Genomic DNA, 16458 nt, shown 5'->3' with positions numbered 1-16458 from the left:
ATTAACAAAAATCAATAATTATTGGGATGACCATAAGTAAAGACTTATAGTTTTGTCACGAACCCTGGGTGCGAGCCTGAGAGATATGCGCAAGTCCCTGATGAGACTGACATTGCGTCAGCTGCAAATCTTCAACGAAGTCTGCGATCTACGCTCCTACAGCCGCGCCGCCGAGGAAATGTCCCTGACCCAGCCTGCGGTCAGCCTGCAGATCCGTCAGCTTGAAGAGTTGATCGGCCAGCCGCTGTTCGACTATGTCGGCAAGAAGCTCTACATGACCGAAGCCGCCGAGGCCCTGCAACGGGCCAGCCGGGACATCTTCGGGCGCCTGGAGAACCTCGACATGCAGCTCTCCGACATGCAGGGTTCGCTGCAGGGCCAGCTCAAGCTGGCAGTGGAGTCCAGCGCCAAGTACTTCGTGCCGCATCTGTTCGCCGCCTTCAAGCGCCAGCACCCGGAAGTCCATCTGCAACTGACCGTGGTCAACCGCGCCCAGGTGATCCGCCGCCTTTCGGACAACCGCGACGACCTGGTGATCATGTCCATGGTGCCCCAGGACATGGAGCTGGAGTTCCTGCCCTTCCTCAACAACCCCATCGTCGCCGTGGCCCCGCCGGACCATCCGCTGAGCCACATGGGAGCGCTGCGCCTGCAGGACCTGGAGCCCTACACCCTGGTGCTGCGCGAACAGGGCTCGGGCACCCGCCTGGCCTGCGAGGAGTACTTCAAGGAAAAGCGCGTGCACTTCACCCAGGTCCTCGAGGTGTCATCGGCGGAAGCACAACGCGAATGCGTCCGGGCAGGCCTGGGCGTGGCCTTGCTGACGCGCCACGCCCTGAACCTCGAGTTGGCGACCGGCGGCCTGATCGAGTTGCCGGTCGAAGAGCTGCCATTGCTTCGCAGCTGGTGCCTGGTGCAGGCCAAGGCCAAACGCCTGTCACCGGTAGCGCATGCGTTCCTGGGATTCATCCGCAGCGAACGGGTGCAGATCAGCGGGCTGGTTGAACGGTTTGACGGGAAGCTGCCGCCGCTGCCTGCCAGTAATTGACGGCATCGAGCTCGGGGTAGTCGTTGATTTCCTGTTGCAGGCGACGCAGCTCGGAGCGGTGTTCGATCGCACGGCGAAATTCCATGCGGCGTTGGTCTTCCTGCTGACGACGGGTCTTGACTGCGCTGTTGCTGTCTTCGTAAGGCCGGGCCATTTCGAGTCTCCCAATGCGAGTACGGAGGCTTCACGATGCGCTACCCCGATGACAGTTGTACGTCACTGGAGTAACAGAACGATGAAGCTTGCGTCGCTCGACGAACGGCGCCGCCAGGGCTCAAACGGCCTGCTGGGAGTCCTGTCGGTAACGGTCCGGGCCCAGGGCCTGCAGGATGAGTTTCTTGTGGGCGTCCGGTAACCGGCAGTACGCATGCAAGTGCGGGTTGAGCTGGAAATACAGCTTGCGGCCACCGAACAGCGTTTGCGCGTACAGGTGTTCATCGCGCAGGACTTCATAGGGCGTGGCGGTGTGCATGCTCAATACCGAGCGTGCCCTGTCCTTGCTCTTGATCGCCTTGCAGATCAACTTGCCGAACTGGCCCTCATCGCCCTTCTCCCCAAGCAGCTGGAAGAACGCTCCCATGAATCCGTCGAGCTTCTTCAACGGGTTGCAGTAGATCTCCCGGGGAATTCGCGCCAGTTCCAACATGTCCCGGTTGAACTCCTTGATCGAGGCAAACACCGCTCGCACCGGGGCGGGCCATTCGGGCAGATCATTGAAGGGAGTGAAAACCGTAGGCCAGGCCCCATGCAATTCAGCGATCTGTGGCTCCGACTCGATCCTGTAGCTGATCAGGGGGTTCTGGAGACCGTGCGCCATGGGCGTTTCCTGCATCACTTCCAGGGCGATGACATAGGACGCGGCGAAGAACCCCAGATGCCCCAACTGCTGTTTTTCCACGTAGGGCAAGACGCTCCGATAAAGCTCCAGGGCCCGCGCTGTCTCGCCCTCCTCCAGGGCCAGGGCGGCCCGTGCCTGCACTCCAAAGGCCGCAAACAGTGGGTAGTCCGAATGCCGCTCCAGCCTGGCGAACGCCTGCTCGATCACCACGGCAACCCGGGGGACTTCCTCAGTAGCCAGCATAAGCTGGTAGAGGGGTTCAAATTCCTCAATCGACCTGGCGGCGACTTGTTGTGAAAAGGTAGCGAATATGTACTCAAAGTAAGGGTTTTGATCGGCACTGGACAGGCGGGAAGCGATGACTCCATCGAACAGTCTGAGATGCGCAATCAGCAACCGATCCTGCTTCCGACGCCCGTAGACGGCTTCGTAATGATGACGAAAACGCTCTACCAAGGTGCTCTTCGAATCAACCTGGGCAGCACTGTACATCTCGGAAAAACGGTTGAGCGCAGTCGCCGCCCGGTACGCGCCACCAATGGTGTCCAGCAGTTCCTGCTGCTGCGCCGCAGTCAGCTTGCTGGATGAAATCTCCGCCCCGAGGCTCTCGATCTCGGCGTTGATCGTGGAGAGTTTCTTATGGGATTTATCGCTGGTCTTATCCAGGGCATAGAAAAAATCCGGAGCTTCCACCGTGGCTGGAACCAGGCTTTTTACGTAGGCCTTCAGGGAAGAAGCCTTCAGGTCGCCAGCCCCGTGGCTGACCAGCAGGGCGTGGAAATGATGGAGCGTCGTTCGAGGAGAGAGCTTGTCGCCCAACCGATGCAAAAGTACCGCCAGTTGCGGTAGCACCCACGTATCCAGGAACCGGGCGATCCCCGTTGGGTAGTCCTGGTAAGTGAGGATCGGGCGTGACCTCAATATCGAGAAGACATGCTCGTATTGGTCCAGATAATGCTGGAGCGCACGGGCCAGCGCCTGGTCGTCCTGCACCAGGTACCCGAGCAGGTCCGGCAGCAGCCCTTGTTCCACTCCATTGACCTTCCTGTAGTACAGCTTCTGCCTGCCTTCATAGGACCGAAGCTCGGAAAAGCCATTGGCAGCGGCAGTCACCAGCCCCGCCCCGTGGCATAGGGCCTCGAAGGCCTGTGCATATGTTGGAATCCTGACCATCGACTGCCGCTCCTTGAAAAATGGACATCGCCTCCCCGGATTTCCGGTCAACCGGAAAATAGCCGCTCTCTATTATCACCCTCGCAGCACTGAGCAGGACCAACCCCTCCCTGTTTCCTTCTGGAGAGCACTACCATGGCCACCCCCGAACACGAAGAAGCCCCCGGCGCAGCACCGACCGGGCAACCCACGATCTTCAACCTGGACAAAGAGGCGGCCCTGGCTGCCCTCGCTGCCGGTCGGAACCAGGAGCCGGCGCCCGACGCTGCGGCCGACCCCGAGGAAGTCGATGAAATCATCGATGAAATTGCCGAGCACCAGGATCTGCTGGAAAGGATCCACGCCAACCTGAGCGCCAAGCAGCGGCGCATCGACGACCTGACGGACGATGACACGTGCTACGAAGGTTATGGCGAGGAGCTGGTGCGGCTCGAGGAAGCCGACGACCAATTGCAGGCCGCGCAGAGGCTGCTGGACTTCAAGCCGGACATCGCTGCCGTGCGCCAGGCGCGCGGCCTCAGCGAAGACGCGGCGGGTACCCTGGCGGAAGTGAAGCCGGACGACCTCGATGACCAGGACGACGCGTCGCTGCCCTGACCGGGACGCTAACGGCTCAGTCGTCCAGGGCTTTGACGGCCTTGGGCGACAGGCGCAGGCTGCGCAAGCTGCGCTTCACGCTCTTGAGATGGTTGACCAGGCTCGGGCCACGGGCCATGGCCACGCCCATGGCCAGCACGTCGATCACCACCAAGTGGGCGATACGCGAGGTCAGCGGGGTATAGATCTCGGTGTCCTCGTGCACGTCGATGGCCAGGTTGACCGTCGACAATTCGGCCAACGGTGTCTGGCTCGGGCACAGGGTAATCAGGCTGGCTCCGCTTTCACGCACCAGGTTGGCGGTGATCAGCAAGTCCTTGGAGCGCCCGGACTGGGAGATGCAGATCGCCACGTCGGTGGGCTTGAGGGTCACCGCCGACATCGCCTGCATGTGCGGGTCGGAATAGGCCGCTGCGGTCAGCAGCAGGCGGAAGAACTTGTGCTGGGCATCCGCCGCCACGGCGCCGGAAGCTCCGAAACCGTAGAACTCCACGCGCTGGGCCTGGGACATGAGGGTCACGGCACGCTGCAACTCCACCGGATCGAGTTTCTCGCGCACTTCCATCAGGGTGTGCAGGGTGGTGTCGAAGATTTTCAGGCTGTAGTCGGCGACCGAATCGTCTTCATGAATCGCGAACTGGCCAAAGCTGGCACCGGCAGCCAGGCTCTGGGCCAGCTTGAGCTTGAGGTCCTGGAACCCCGAGCAACCGATGGCCCGGCAGAAGCGCACGATGGTCGGCTCGCTGATCCCCACGCTATGAGCCAGGTCCGCCATGGAGCTGTGCATCACGGCCGCAGGATCAAGGAGCACGTGATCGGCGACCTTGAGCTCCGATTTGCGTAACAGATGACGAGACTGGGCGATGTGCTGCAACAGGTTCAAGGGCTGGACTCATTGTTATCGGCAGGCGCCGGGGGATGTAGCAAGCTTGTAGTTATACTACATGAAATGCCTTTTCGCCTGCTCAATGCATCAGGAAATTACCTGCCTACCCCCCATGTTCAGCCGGGTACGCCATATGTAGCCGTTTTAGCGCACGCCCCTGGCGCTAGCGCGGTTGAGCCTGCAACAGCTGCGCCAGGCCCTGGGCATCCACTGGGCGGCTGATCAGGTAACCCTGCACTTCGTCGCACTGCTCGGCCCGCAGGAAGGCCAACTGGGCCGGCTCCTCGACCCCCTCGGCCACCACCTTCAAGGACAATCCGTGGGCCATCGCGATGATTGCCCGGGTAATGGCAGCATCCTCGCCGCCCTCGGCCAGGCCACGGATGAAAGCCTGGTCGATCTTCACGTAGTCCACCGGGATGCGCTTGAGGTAACTCAGGGATGAGTAGCCGGTGCCAAAGTCGTCAATGGCCAGCTTGACCCCCAGGTCGCGCAGTTGCTGGAAGGTCGCAATGATGTGCTCGACGCTGTCCAGCAACTGGCTTTCGGTCAGCTCCAGTTCGAGGAGGTGCGGCTCCAGGCCGGTTTCCTCCAGCACCTGGCGTACCAGGCTGACCAACTTGCCCTGGCGCAGCTGGTACACCGAAAGGTTCACCGAGACCCGTATCGGCTCCAGCCCCTGGCGTTGCCACTGGCAAGCCTGACGACAGGCCTGGCGCAGCACGAACTCGCCGATGGGGCCGATCAGCCCGGTTTCCTCGGCCAGACCGATGAAATCCCCCGGTGGCACTCGCCCCAGCACCGGATGCTCCCAGCGCACCAGGGCCTCGGCAGCATTGAGCCGCCCCGTGGCCAGGCACAGCTTGGGTTGATAGAAGACCATCAGCTGGTCGTCCTCGATGGCCTTGCGCAGCTGGATTTCCAGCTGCAGGCGCTCAAGCGTGCTGGCCTGCAGGCTCTCGGTATAGAACTGGAAGTTGTTGCCCCCCAGGTGCTTGGCGTGGGCCATGGCCATGTTCGCCTGGCTGACCAGGGCGGTGACCTCCCGGGCGCTGTCCGGCAGCATGCTGATGCCCATGGAGGCGCTGACCACCAGTTCATGGCCTTCGACCGTGATCGGCAGGCGCAGCTTGCTCAGCAGCCGGGTCGCGACCCGGGTCAGGCTCGACAGGTTGCCATAGGCATCGAACAGCACGGCAAACTCATCGCCGGCCAACCGAGCGATGGTGTCCGCCTCCGGCAAGGCATTGACCAGGCGCCGGGCCATTTTCTGCAGCAGCTGGTCGGCCACCTCATGGCCCAGGCTGTCGTTGAGCAGCTTGAAGCGGTCCAGGTTGATGTGCAGCAAGGCCAGGCTGCGTCCGCCCTGGCGCACCCGCTGGTGGGCTTCGCGCAGGCGCTCGCGGAACAGCGAGCGGTTGGCAAGCCCGGTGAGTTCGTCGTAGTGGGTGAGGTAGCGCATACGCTCCTCCGACTCCCGGCGGGCCGAGAGGTCGGCGAAGAAACCCACGATATGCCGAACCTTGCCCCGCTTGTCGCGTACCACATTCAGTTGTAGCCACTGCGGGTAGAGCTCGCCGTTCTTGCGGGTTTCCACCAGTTCGCCCTGCCAGCTGCCGTGCTGCTCCAGGGCCTGGTGGATCAGCGGAAAATGACGCCAGGCGTCTCGACTGCAGGACAGCTCCACCACATTGCGCCCGAGCATATCCTCGATCTGGAAGCCCGTGACCTGGCTGAAGGCCTGGTTGGCGGCGATCAGCACGTAGTCGGGGTCAAGGATGACGATGCCTTCGCTGGCCGCCTCGAACACCGTGGCCGCCAGGTTGCGCTGGACCTCCAGCTCCTTGTCGGCGCTGATGTCGCGACGGGTGCCCGCCATGCGCAAGACGCGACCGCTGGGGCTGCGCTCCACCGCACGGCCACGGTCCTCGATCCAGACCCAGTGCCCAGCGCCATGGCGCACCCGGTATTCCACCTGGTAATCCTCGCTGCGACCCTTGAGGTGCTCCACCAGCGCACGCTTGAGCACGGGCAGGTCTTCCGGATGCAGGCGCGGCTTGAGATGGCTGAGCATCGCCGTGACTTCCCCCGGCTCCAGGCCGAACAGCTCTCTGATCTGCGTGTGATGGACCTCGTCGGTCTGCAGATTCCAGTCCCACAGCCCCAATTCACTGGCGTTCAGGGCCAGGGCCAGGCGCGCCTCGCTCTTGCTCAGGGCCTGGTTGGCCGCATCCAGCTCCAGGCTGCGCTGGACCACCCGCTGCTCCAGCCCGGTCTGGGCCTGGCGCAGTTGTTCTTCGGCGTGCCGGCGCTGCTCGATTTCCCGGGCCAGTTCGCGGTTGAGCTGCCCGCTGCGGTTCTGCGCATCTTGCAGGTGCTCGATCAGCGCCTGGTTCTGGAAACGCCGCAACAGGCCGCGCCGCATCAGGCGGTTGACCTGCCAGGCCACCACGCTCAGGGACGCCAGCAGGATCAGTCCCAGCCAGCCCCAGCCTCGCTGCTGTTCGTCGCCGCCCCAGAACAGGTAGGCAATGGCCGGCAACAGACACGGCAAGGTGAACGACAGGAACGCCTGGAGGCTGACGGCATAGGCCACGCTGGCGCTGAGGATCGCAGCGCCGATCAGGCCGAAGACCCAGGCCTGCTGCAGGAAACTGTCGGTGGGTACCAGGGCGATGCCGGCGCAGGCCAGGGTCAAGCCACTGACCGTGGAGCCCAGCAGGAACATGCGCTGCCAGACCGGTTGCGCCTGGCGGCTGGGAATCGCCGAATCGAAGGCCGCCACCTGGATCACGCGCAAGGCCACCAGGGCCAGCAACCAGACCATCCACACGCTGAGCAGCAGATAACGCGAAGGATTCCAGAGCAGCCAGGTGCATACCAGGCCGTTGAGCAGCATGAACAAGGTCGGCAGCAACGACCCCTGGTACAGCAGGCGCGTACGCTCCACCGCCATCTCGACGGCATAGTGCTGGCGGATGACCCGGGGCTCCATGAAGGGCCCGGACAGGTCGGGAATAGGTGTCATAGGCAGTGTTCTTATAATGGTGAGCCTGAAACGTCGCCGGAGCATACACAAGCAAAGCCGCGAGCCAAACTGCCCCAAGTCATAAAATCGATAAAACCAATCGCGCGGCAAATCCTCTGCCAGGCCTGCGGGCGAGAAGCGTCAACGGCTGCACCCGGTGACTGGCCGGTCGTCCCCGGCGGTTGTTTTATCGGCTAATGCGAAGCCGGGTTTGCCCGGGGTGGCGCGGGCCCCTAGAATGCGCCGATGCGCGATGATCTCTCCCTCCTGTTGAATTCCCTCAACGATGCCCAACGCCAGGCCGTAGCGGCCTCCCTGGGTCGTCAGTTGGTCCTGGCCGGCGCTGGTTCCGGCAAAACCCGTGTGCTGGTGCACCGTATCGCCTGGCTGATCCAGGTCGAGAACGCCTCGCCCCACTCGATCCTGTCGGTGACCTTCACCAACAAGGCGGCGGCCGAGATGCGCCACCGTATCGAGCAATTGCTGGGGATCAACCCGGCGGGCATGTGGGTCGGCACGTTCCACGGCCTGGCCCACCGCCTGCTGCGGGCCCACTGGCAGGAAGCCGGCCTGAGCCAGACCTTCCAGATCCTCGACAGCGACGACCAGCAGCGCCTGGTCAAGCGGGTGATCCGCGAGCTGGGGCTGGATGAGCAACGCTGGCCGGCTCGCCAGGCCCAGTGGTTCATCAACGGCCAGAAGGACGAAGGCCTGCGCCCGCAGCACATCCAGGCCAGCGGCGACCTGTTCCTGGCCACCATGCGCGGCATCTACGAGGCCTACGAGGCTGCCTGCCTGCGCGCGGGGGTCATCGACTTCTCCGAACTGCTGCTGCGCGCGCTGGACCTGTGGCGCGACCATCCAGGCCTGCTGGCGCACTACCAGAAGCGCTTCCGCCATGTGCTGGTGGACGAGTTCCAGGACACCAACGCCGTGCAATATGCCTGGCTGCGCCTGCTGGCGCAGGGTGGCGAGAGCCTGATGGTGGTGGGCGACGACGACCAGTCGATCTACGGCTGGCGTGGGGCGAAGATCGAGAACATCCACCAGTATTCCGCCGACTTCCCGGACACCGAAGTGATCCGCCTGGAGCAGAACTACCGCTCCACCGCCGGTATCCTCAAGGCTGCCAACGCCCTGATCGCCAACAATACCGGGCGCCTGGGCAAGGAGCTGTGGACCGACGGCGGCGACGGCGAAGCCATCAACCTGTATGCCGCCTTCAACGAACACGATGAAGCCCGCTACGTGGTGGAAACCATCGAGAGCGCGCTCAAGACCGGCCTGGCCCGCAGCGACATCGCCATCCTCTACCGCTCCAACGCCCAGTCCCGGGTGCTGGAGGAAGCCCTGCTGCGCGAACGCATTCCGTACCGCATCTATGGGGGCCAGCGCTTCTTCGAACGCGCCGAGATCAAGAACGCCATGGCCTACCTGCGCTTGCTGGAAGGCCGTGGCAACGACGCGGCCCTGGAACGGGTGATCAACGTTCCGGCACGAGGCATCGGCGAAAAGACCGTCGAGGCGATCCGCGAACATGCCCGCCATAGCGACGTATCGATGTGGGAAGCCATGCGCCAGCTGGTGGCCAACAAAGGCCTGACCGGTCGTGCGGCCGGTGCCCTTGGCGCGTTCATCGAGCTGATCGAGAACCTGGCGGCCAAGACTCTGGACATGCCCCTGCACCTGATGACCCAGACGGTGATCGAGCAGTCGGGGCTGATCGCCTACCACGAAGCGGAAAAAGGCGAGAAAGGCCAGGCCCGGGTGGAAAACCTCGAGGAACTGGTGAGCGCCGCGCGCAACTTCGAGAATACCGAAGAGGACGAGGACTTGACGCCCCTGGCCGCCTTCCTCGGCCACGCCTCCCTGGAAGCCGGCGACACCCAGGCCGATGAGCATGAAGACAGCATCCAGCTGATGACCCTGCACAGCGCCAAGGGCCTGGAATTCCCCTATGTGTTCCTGGTGGGCATGGAAGAGGGCCTGTTCCCCCACAAGATGAGCCTGGAAGAACCCGGCCGCCTCGAGGAGGAACGTCGCCTGGCCTACGTCGGCATCACCCGGGCCATGCAGAACCTGGTCATGACCTACGCCGAGACTCGTCGCCTGTATGGCAGCGAAACCTACAACAAGGTGTCGCGTTTCGTACGCGAAGTACCCAAGGGCCTGATCCAGGAAGTACGTCTGTCCAACAGTGTCAGCCGGCCTTTCGGCGGCGGCCAGTCCCAGAGCACCAGCAGCCTGTTCAGTGGCAGCGAGATCCCGGATACCGGCCTGAGCCTGGGCCAGGCCGTGCGGCACTCGGTCTTCGGCGATGGGGTGATCCTCAACTTCGAAGGCGCCGGGGCCCAGGCTCGGGTACAGGTGAACTTCAGCGAAGGCAGCAAGTGGCTGATGCTCGGCTACGCCAAGCTGGAAGCCATCTAATCTGCTTGCAAGCACCGGTCTGCCGGTGAAGGCGCACCCTGCCCCTTCACCGGACAACCGGGCCCGTACCGCTATAGAGGAAGCACGACCATGGGTTCTGGCTTTTTTTCTTCGTGGACATTCTGGGCCCTGCTGTCAGCCGTTTTCGCTGCCTTGACGGCGATCTTCGGCAAAATCGGCATAGAAAACGTCAATTCCGACTTTGCCACCCTGTTGCGTACAGGGGTGGTGCTGGTGAGCCTGGCCTTGATTTTGTACGCAACGGGCCAATATCAATCCCTGGCATCGATTTCTGCCAAGAGCTACCTGTTCCTGCTGCTGTCCGGGCTGGCCACCGGGGCTTCCTGGTTGTGCTACTACCGCGCCCTGAAACTCGGCCCCGCCTCGCTGGTAGCGCCCGTGGACAAGCTCAGCGTGGTGATCGTCGCGATCATCGGCGTGGCACTGCTGGGCGAGAAGCTAGATTGGCGGCAATGGAGCGCCATCGGCCTGATTACTACAGGCGTGGTGCTGCTGGCTGTACGTCGCTGAACGCTTGCACGATGGAACCGTGACGGCTGCCCAGCGGACAAATCCATATGGCGAGCATGATTCCAGGCCGTACTGGCCAGGCAAAAGCCCGAAACATTATGCCGCTCGCCACTGACACTTCACCTGTGCAATATGGCGCGCGTGACATCCACAAATGGGAATCCCCTTTATGAAACGTTTTCTTAGCATCGCCATGGCGTTGTGCATCGGCCTGACGATGAGCCTGGACGCCAACGCCAAGCGCTTCGGCGGCGGTAAAAGTGCCGGCGCTGCCCCGACCCACCAGGCTCGCCAGGCGGCTCCAACCGCACCGGGCGCTCCTGCCGCTGCAGCCACCGCTGGCGCAGCCGGTGCCGCGGGCGCCGCAGCCAAGGCTGGCGGTGCTTCGCGCTGGCTTGGCCCTCTGGCAGGCATCGCCGCCGGTGGCCTGCTGGCTTCCATGTTCATGGGTGGCGGCTTCCAGGGCATGCAGATCTTCGACATCCTGATCATGGCGGTCATCGCGTTCGTGATCTTCCGCTTCATCGCTGCTCGTCGTCGCAAGCAACAGGAGCAGTTCGCTCCAGCGGGCCACGCACCGATGCAACGCGAAGCCTTCCAGCCCCAGCAGCCTGCCGGCGGTTCGATCTTCGGCGGCGCGCCCGCTGCGGTCGCCCGCCCGGTGATCAACGCTCCGGCCTGGTTCAACGAAGAGCGCTTCATCGAAGCGGCGCGCAACCATTTCCAGTCCCTGCAACAGCACTGGGACGCCAATGAGATGGACAAGATCGCCGAATTCGTGACCCCGCAGATGCTGCAGTTCCTCAAGCAGGAACGTGCCGATCTGGGCGACGGCTTCCAGTCGACCTACATCGACAACCTGCAAGTGCAACTTGAAGGCGTGGACGATCGTGCCGACAAGACCATCGCCACCCTGACCTTCAGCGGTGTGTCGAAGACCTCGCGCTTCGACCAGGGCGAAGTGTTCAGCGAAAGCTGGAACATGGAACGCGCCCCAGGCGACAACCAGCCTTGGCTGGTGGCAGGTATCCGCCAGAACGGCTGATTCATCCTGCTGTCACAGCTTTAATGCAAAACCCCGACTCAGGTCGGGGTTTTGCATTTCACGATTGCACTTATAGCGAGCTACTGTATAAACCGCCGTCAAACAACCGCGCCATAGAGCTAAGAGGACCCAGGCCGTGGAAGAAGTCATCGAACAACTCCGGGAAGCCAACGAACCGGTACCCGTTCCCCTGGAACTGCCGGACGAAGACCTGCTGGTGGAAATCGAGGAACAGCTGTTCATCAATATCCCGTTCGTCTTCAAGGAGTTCCTGTTGACGGTCAGCGATGTGGTTTACGGCAGCCTGGAACCCGTCACCGCCACCGATCCGCAATCCCACACCTACCTTCCGGAAGTGGCGGCGACCGCCTGGGATCTGGGTGTACCTCGGGAACTGATCCCGATCTGCCAGGACGGCGACGACTACTACTGCGTAGAGGAAGACGGCACCGTGGTGCTGTGGTCCGGCGAGGAAGAGCTGATCACCGAGGATTCCTGGGAATCGGTGTGGCACTGGGCGCGGGACGTCTGGCTGGAAAGCTGAAGCAAGCATGCCGCGACCTCATGGGTCGCGGCGCCATTCGCTCGCCAGCGCCCTGCTGGCGAGAGGCAAGCTCAATGCCCGCCACCATCCTTGCTCTGGTCGAACGTTTCGATCAACGCCACCTGCATCCGTGTGTGCACGCGGATGAACCAGCGCCACAACAGGGCAGCCACTGCCGCCGCCACGATCGCCACCAGCACCAGCAACTCGAGGGTCGGCAGGATGCTCGCCGACAACGCCGCCAGCAGCAGGAAAATCACCAGCAATGACAGGATCGGGATCACCTCGGCAATGACTCGTCGCACCCGTTGGGTATGGCGCCCGGCCATTTCCGCCTTGACCCCCATCTCCGCCAGCAGCATCGACAGCGCCTTGAGCTTGCGATAGGCGGCGATCAGGAACGGCAGCGACAACAGGAGCGCTCCCCCCCAGATCAGCGCCTTCTGCCACCCGGGATCACTGATCCAGTCCTGCAGATAAGCGCCAATGCGCCTGGAGAAATAGCTGCCGGAAAAGAAAATCGCCACCACCAGCGCCAGGTTGACCCCCACTTGCAGGAGGATCTTGCGGATCATCGATGCCAACACTGCTCCCTCGCCCTGGGGCTGGATGCTGCGCAACCATTCACCGTACATGCCCAGTACCCGGCTCAGCCGCTTGGGCAGCACCGTCGACAGCTTCAGCGACAGCGGGTCGGCGGCCTTGATCAAGTAGGGCGTAAGCAAGGTGGTGATGGCCGAGACCGCCACCGCCACGGGGTAGAGAAAGTCGCTGGTGACCTGCAGGGTCATGCCGAGGGCGGCGATGATGAACGAAAATTCGCCAATCTGTGACAGGCCCATGCCCACCCGCAGGGAGGTACGGCCGTCATTGCCGGCGATAAAGGCCCCCATGCCACAAGACAGCATCTTGCCAAGCACCACGGCCACCGTGATCACCGCGATCGGCCAGGCGTATTGCAGGAGGATCTGCGGGTCGATCATCAGGCCGATGGCGACGAAGAAGATAGCGCTGAACAGGTCGCGAACCGGTTCGATCAGCCGTTCTATCTTCAGCAGCTGGCGAGACTCGGCCATGATCGCGCCAATCAGGAACGCCCCCAGCACCATGCTGTATTCCAGGCGGACCACCAGCAGGCAGAAGCCGAAGCACAGCCCCAGCACCGTGATCAGCAGCACCTCGTTGCTGTCGAACTTCGCCACATAGGCCAGCAGGCGCGGCACCAGCAGGATGCCGATCACCAGCGCCACCACCATGAACAGCGAAAGCTTGCCCACCGTGGAAAACACCTCGCCGGAACTCACCGTACCGCTGACCGCAATGCTCGACAGCAAGGCGATGATGCCGATCCCGAGGATGTCCTCGACAATCAGCACGCCGAAGATCAGCTGGGCGAAGCGCTCGTTCTTCATCTTCAGGTCGTTGAGCGCCTTGACGATGATCGTGGTGGAAGAGATGGCCAGGATCGCCCCCAGGAACAGCGAATCCATGGTGCTCCAATCGAACCAGCGGCCAATCTCGTAGCCGATCCAGATCATCAGGACGATTTCCAGGAACGCCGCGATGAACGCCGTGGCGCCTACCTTGAACAGCTTGCGCAGACTGAATTCCAGCCCCAGGCAGAACATCAGGAAGATCACCCCCAGCTCGGCCAGGGTCTTGATGGTCTGCTCGTCGTGGATCAGTCCGAAAGGTGGGGTATGGGGGCCGATGATGAAACCGGCGGCGATGTAGCCCAGCACCACTGGCTGCTTGAAGCGATGGAAGAGCACCGTCACCACGCCCGCGACCAACATGATCACGGCCAGGTCCTGAATGAAGCTGATGGCATGCATGACCGAGGTTCTCCTTGAATGTTGGGCGGGGGCCGTCCGTGGAGAGAGCGTTTGAACAACCGCCTGTGCTGGCGTCACTCGCTGCCTGTTCAGAGATCCCTAAAAGAAAGGTCTGATCAATCGAAAGAAAAAGTCCTGTAGGAACGATGAAAAACCCCTGGAACGGGTGTTTTGCAGGGTAACACTGCGACTTCCGGCAGGAAGGCAGTGCAATATATGGAAACAGATCCACCGAAGCGTGACGGCTCGACGCAGCCCGGCGTCCCGTTATCGATGGTTTGAGACCCTTTTGGACCAGGCACCCGCAGAGGTGCTCCAGCAATCCCTGCCCTGACCCGTGAGCGTGCTATGGAACCCGGAAACGCCCAACTGTCGATGACAGTACTGATGACCCCCGACATGGCCAACTTCTCTGGCAATGTCCACGGCGGCACCCTGCTCAAGTACCTCGACGAAGTCGCCTATGCCTGCGCCAGCCGCTATGCCGGGCGCTACGTGGTGACCCTGTCGGTGGACCAGGTGATCTTCCGCGAGCCGGTCCACGTCGGCGAGCTGGTGACCTTCCTGGCCTCGGTCAACTACACCGGCAACACCTCCATGGAGGTCGGGATCAAGGTGGTGACCGAGAACATCCAGGAGCGCTCGGTACGCCACACCAACAGCTGCTTCTTCACCATGGTGGCGGTGGACGAACAGCGCAAGCCGGCCACGGTACCGCCACTGCAGCCGGCAACCGCCGACGGCAAGCGCCGTTACATCCAGGCCCAGCAGCGCCGCCAGATCCGCCAGGAGCTGGAAAAGCGCTACCAGGAGATCAAGGCCGACGGTCCTTGATTGCCGCACGCTGACCCCACCGGACCAAGGACGGTCCGCACGCCCTTCCCCCAGCCGCCAGAACGCCCTTCATCTCCCCGCCAGCGCCTCACAGGCCATGTTTACGGTCATCCCGAATGGCCATATCGATCCCTTTTTGACCACATAGAGAGTTATACCGGCCCGACAGCGCTGCCAGAATCAACGGGCAAGGCACAAACGCACTCCCTGCCCCGGGAGCCTTCGAGCCAACGAACGCGTGAGAACAATAACAATGCCCAGCGCCCATCCCCTGCCCAGCAGTCCCGCCCTGTCGCCTGGCCACAGCAGCCTGGGCGATTTTTCCCATAGCGCCCAAGGCACTGCGTTGCGTCGCATCCTCGGCCTGCCGGCCCTGGTGTTCTTCGGCCTGGTGTACATGGTGCCGCTGACCGTCTTCACCACCTACGGCGTGGTCACCCAGATGACCGGCGGGCGTACCGCCGCAGCCTACGTGATTACGCTCCTGGCGATGATCTTCACCGCCCGCTCCTACAGCGTGATGGTCAAGAAGTACCCGATTGCCGGCTCGGCCTATTCCTACGCCAGCTTGAGTTTCGGCCCGAGTATCGGTTTTCTCGCCGGCTGGTCGCTGCTGCTCGACTACCTGTTCCTGCCGATGATCAATTACCTGGTGATCGGGCTGTTTCTCAACCTGGCCTTCCCCGCCGTGCCCGCCTGGGTATTTGTGGTGGCGACCATCGGCCTGGTGACGCTGTTGAACATCCGCGGCATCGGCTCGGTGTCGAGCATGAGCAACCTGATCGTCTGCGCCCAGCTGGTGTTCGTGGTGGTGTTCCTGGCCCTGGTGATTCGCCAGCTGGCGGGGACCACGGACCTGGACCTGAGTGCACCGTGGGTCGGTGATGGCAGCCAGGCCGGCCTGTTGCCGCTGATGGCCGGCGCCGCGGTGCTCTGCCTGTCGTTCCTGGGCTTCGACGCGGTATCGACCCTGGCCGAGGAAACCCGCGATCCGCGCCGCGATATCCCGCGGGCCATCCTCATCACCACCCTGGGCGCCGGCCTGCTGTTCATCCTGCTGGCCATGGCCAGCCAGCTGGCCTTCCCGGGCAGCCGTTTCGACAACGCCGACTCGGCCGCCAGCGAAGTCATGCTGCGCACCGGCGGACGTTTCCTGGAGATCTTCTTCACCGCGACCTACGTGGCCGGCGCGGCGGGCTCGGCGCTGGCGTCCCAGGCCTCGGTGTCGCGCATACTGTTCAGCATGGGCCGCGACGGCATCCTGCCCCGCCGGGTGTTCGGCACCTTGTCGGCACGCTACAAGACGCCGGTGACGGCCATTGTCCTGGTATCGCTGGTGTCCCTGCTGGCCGCGTTCGTCGACCTGACGACCCTGGCATCGATGATCAGCTTCGGGGCCCTGGTGGCGTTTTCCGTGGTCAACCTGGCGGTGATCAAGAGTCACCTGGACCAGGGCCAGCCCCGCAGTGCAGGACACTTGCTGCGCTACGGCCTGCTGCCGTTGATCGGCTTCGGCCTGATCGTCTGGCTCTGGACCAGCCTCTCGGCCCTGACCCTGGGCATCGGCCTGGCCTGGTTCGCCCTGGGCCTGGGCTACCTGGCCGTGCACACCCGGGGCTTTCGTCAGCCGGCACCGACGGTGCAGTTCTCCGAGCAGGCCTGACAGGCA

13 protein-coding genes are annotated in these 16458 nt (G+C 62.9%); 8 read left to right on the top strand and 5 right to left on the bottom strand.

Going from position 1 to position 16458, the window contains the following annotated elements; genetic code table 11:
- Nucleotides 1–85 precede the first annotated feature (85 nt).
- Complete coding sequence (locus LGQ10_RS19535) at nucleotides 86–1048, top strand: LysR family transcriptional regulator (protein ID WP_058438886.1); 963 nt, start codon at nucleotides 86–88, stop codon at nucleotides 1046–1048.
- Here LGQ10_RS19535 and LGQ10_RS19530 read toward each other — a convergent pair.
- On the bottom strand, nucleotides 990–1202 hold the full coding sequence (locus LGQ10_RS19530) for a PA3496 family putative envelope integrity protein (protein ID WP_226522930.1): 213 nt from the start codon (nucleotides 1200–1202) through the stop codon (nucleotides 990–992). The two genes, LGQ10_RS19535 and LGQ10_RS19530, sit on opposite strands and share 59 nt — an antisense overlap.
- A 120-nt stretch (nucleotides 1203–1322) precedes the next feature.
- Complete coding sequence (locus LGQ10_RS19525) at nucleotides 1323–3110, bottom strand: hypothetical protein (protein ID WP_226522929.1); 1788 nt, start codon at nucleotides 3108–3110, stop codon at nucleotides 1323–1325.
- An 84-nt stretch (nucleotides 3111–3194) separates the two neighbouring features.
- Between LGQ10_RS19525 and LGQ10_RS19520 the strand changes: the two genes are divergently transcribed.
- Nucleotides 3195–3656 (top strand): hypothetical protein, encoded by a 462-nt coding sequence (locus LGQ10_RS19520; protein ID WP_058438889.1) that lies wholly within the window; start codon nucleotides 3195–3197, stop codon nucleotides 3654–3656.
- Nucleotides 3657–3672: 16 nt separating this feature from the next.
- Here LGQ10_RS19520 and hexR read toward each other — a convergent pair whose 3' ends face one another.
- Nucleotides 3673–4539, bottom strand: a complete 867-nt coding sequence (hexR, locus tag LGQ10_RS19515; protein WP_007962240.1) for a transcriptional regulator HexR — start codon at nucleotides 4537–4539, stop codon at nucleotides 3673–3675.
- A gap of 166 nt (nucleotides 4540–4705) precedes the next feature.
- Nucleotides 4706–7570: a putative bifunctional diguanylate cyclase/phosphodiesterase gene (locus tag LGQ10_RS19510; protein WP_226522928.1), complete on the bottom strand. Its 2865-nt coding sequence runs from the start codon at nucleotides 7568–7570 to the stop codon at nucleotides 4706–4708.
- Nucleotides 7571–7816: 246 nt separating this feature from the next.
- Between LGQ10_RS19510 and uvrD the strand changes: the two genes are divergently transcribed.
- The 4 genes from uvrD to LGQ10_RS19490 all read left to right on the top strand — a co-directional run bounded on the left by uvrD (nucleotide 7817) and on the right by LGQ10_RS19490 (nucleotide 12120).
- The gene (gene uvrD, locus LGQ10_RS19505; RefSeq protein ID WP_226522927.1) at nucleotides 7817–10000 is read left to right on the top strand and encodes a DNA helicase II; all 2184 of its coding nucleotides are present in this window, start codon (nucleotides 7817–7819) and stop codon (nucleotides 9998–10000) included.
- A gap of 90 nt (nucleotides 10001–10090) precedes the next feature.
- On the top strand, nucleotides 10091–10531 hold the full coding sequence (locus LGQ10_RS19500; protein ID WP_058433877.1) for an EamA family transporter: 441 nt from the start codon (nucleotides 10091–10093) through the stop codon (nucleotides 10529–10531).
- Between the two features lie 169 nt (nucleotides 10532–10700).
- Nucleotides 10701–11576: a Tim44 domain-containing protein gene (locus tag LGQ10_RS19495; protein WP_058433878.1), complete on the top strand. Its 876-nt coding sequence runs from the start codon at nucleotides 10701–10703 to the stop codon at nucleotides 11574–11576.
- Nucleotides 11577–11712: 136 nt separating this feature from the next.
- Nucleotides 11713–12120: an SMI1/KNR4 family protein gene (locus tag LGQ10_RS19490; RefSeq protein ID WP_058433879.1), complete on the top strand. Its 408-nt coding sequence runs from the start codon at nucleotides 11713–11715 to the stop codon at nucleotides 12118–12120.
- A gap of 71 nt (nucleotides 12121–12191) precedes the next feature.
- Here LGQ10_RS19490 and LGQ10_RS19485 read toward each other — a convergent pair whose 3' ends face one another.
- Entirely contained in the window at nucleotides 12192–13955 is a 1764-nt protein-coding gene (locus LGQ10_RS19485; RefSeq protein ID WP_226522926.1) for a cation:proton antiporter, read from the bottom strand.
- Nucleotides 13956–14303: 348 nt separating this feature from the next.
- Here LGQ10_RS19485 and LGQ10_RS19480 point away from each other — a divergent pair, with 348 nt between their 5' ends.
- Nucleotides 14304–14789, top strand: a complete 486-nt coding sequence (locus LGQ10_RS19480) for an acyl-CoA thioesterase (RefSeq protein WP_058433880.1) — start codon at nucleotides 14304–14306, stop codon at nucleotides 14787–14789.
- Nucleotides 14790–15042: 253 nt separating this feature from the next.
- Complete coding sequence (locus tag LGQ10_RS19475) at nucleotides 15043–16452, top strand: APC family permease (RefSeq protein ID WP_226522925.1); 1410 nt, start codon at nucleotides 15043–15045, stop codon at nucleotides 16450–16452.
- Nucleotides 16453–16458 lie beyond the last annotated feature (6 nt).

The organism is Pseudomonas sp. L5B5, from assembly GCF_020520285.1.
GTDB lineage: Bacteria > Pseudomonadota > Gammaproteobacteria > Pseudomonadales > Pseudomonadaceae > Aquipseudomonas.
This window is presented reverse-complemented; position numbering and strand designations above follow the sequence as displayed.

Excerpts from the sequence above, each read along its gene's own strand:
- LGQ10_RS19475 (WP_226522925.1), top strand. The coding sequence starts at position 15,043 with ATGCCCAGCGCCCATCCCCTGCCCAGCAGTCCCGCCCTGTCGCCTGGC.
- LGQ10_RS19520 (WP_058438889.1), top strand. The coding sequence starts at position 3,195 with ATGGCCACCCCCGAACACGAAGAAGCCCCCGGCGCAGCACCGACCGGG.
- LGQ10_RS19530 (WP_226522930.1), bottom strand. The coding sequence starts at position 1,202 with ATGGCCCGGCCTTACGAAGACAGCAACAGCGCAGTCAAGACCCGTCGT.
- uvrD (WP_226522927.1), top strand. The coding sequence starts at position 7,817 with ATGCGCGATGATCTCTCCCTCCTGTTGAATTCCCTCAACGATGCCCAA.
- LGQ10_RS19510 (WP_226522928.1), bottom strand. The coding sequence starts at position 7,570 with ATGACACCTATTCCCGACCTGTCCGGGCCCTTCATGGAGCCCCGGGTC.
- LGQ10_RS19495 (WP_058433878.1), top strand. The coding sequence starts at position 10,701 with ATGAAACGTTTTCTTAGCATCGCCATGGCGTTGTGCATCGGCCTGACG.
- LGQ10_RS19485 (WP_226522926.1), bottom strand. The coding sequence starts at position 13,955 with ATGCATGCCATCAGCTTCATTCAGGACCTGGCCGTGATCATGTTGGTC.
- LGQ10_RS19500 (WP_058433877.1), top strand. The coding sequence starts at position 10,091 with ATGGGTTCTGGCTTTTTTTCTTCGTGGACATTCTGGGCCCTGCTGTCA.
- LGQ10_RS19535 (WP_058438886.1), top strand. The coding sequence starts at position 86 with ATGCGCAAGTCCCTGATGAGACTGACATTGCGTCAGCTGCAAATCTTC.
- LGQ10_RS19480 (WP_058433880.1), top strand. The coding sequence starts at position 14,304 with ATGGAACCCGGAAACGCCCAACTGTCGATGACAGTACTGATGACCCCC.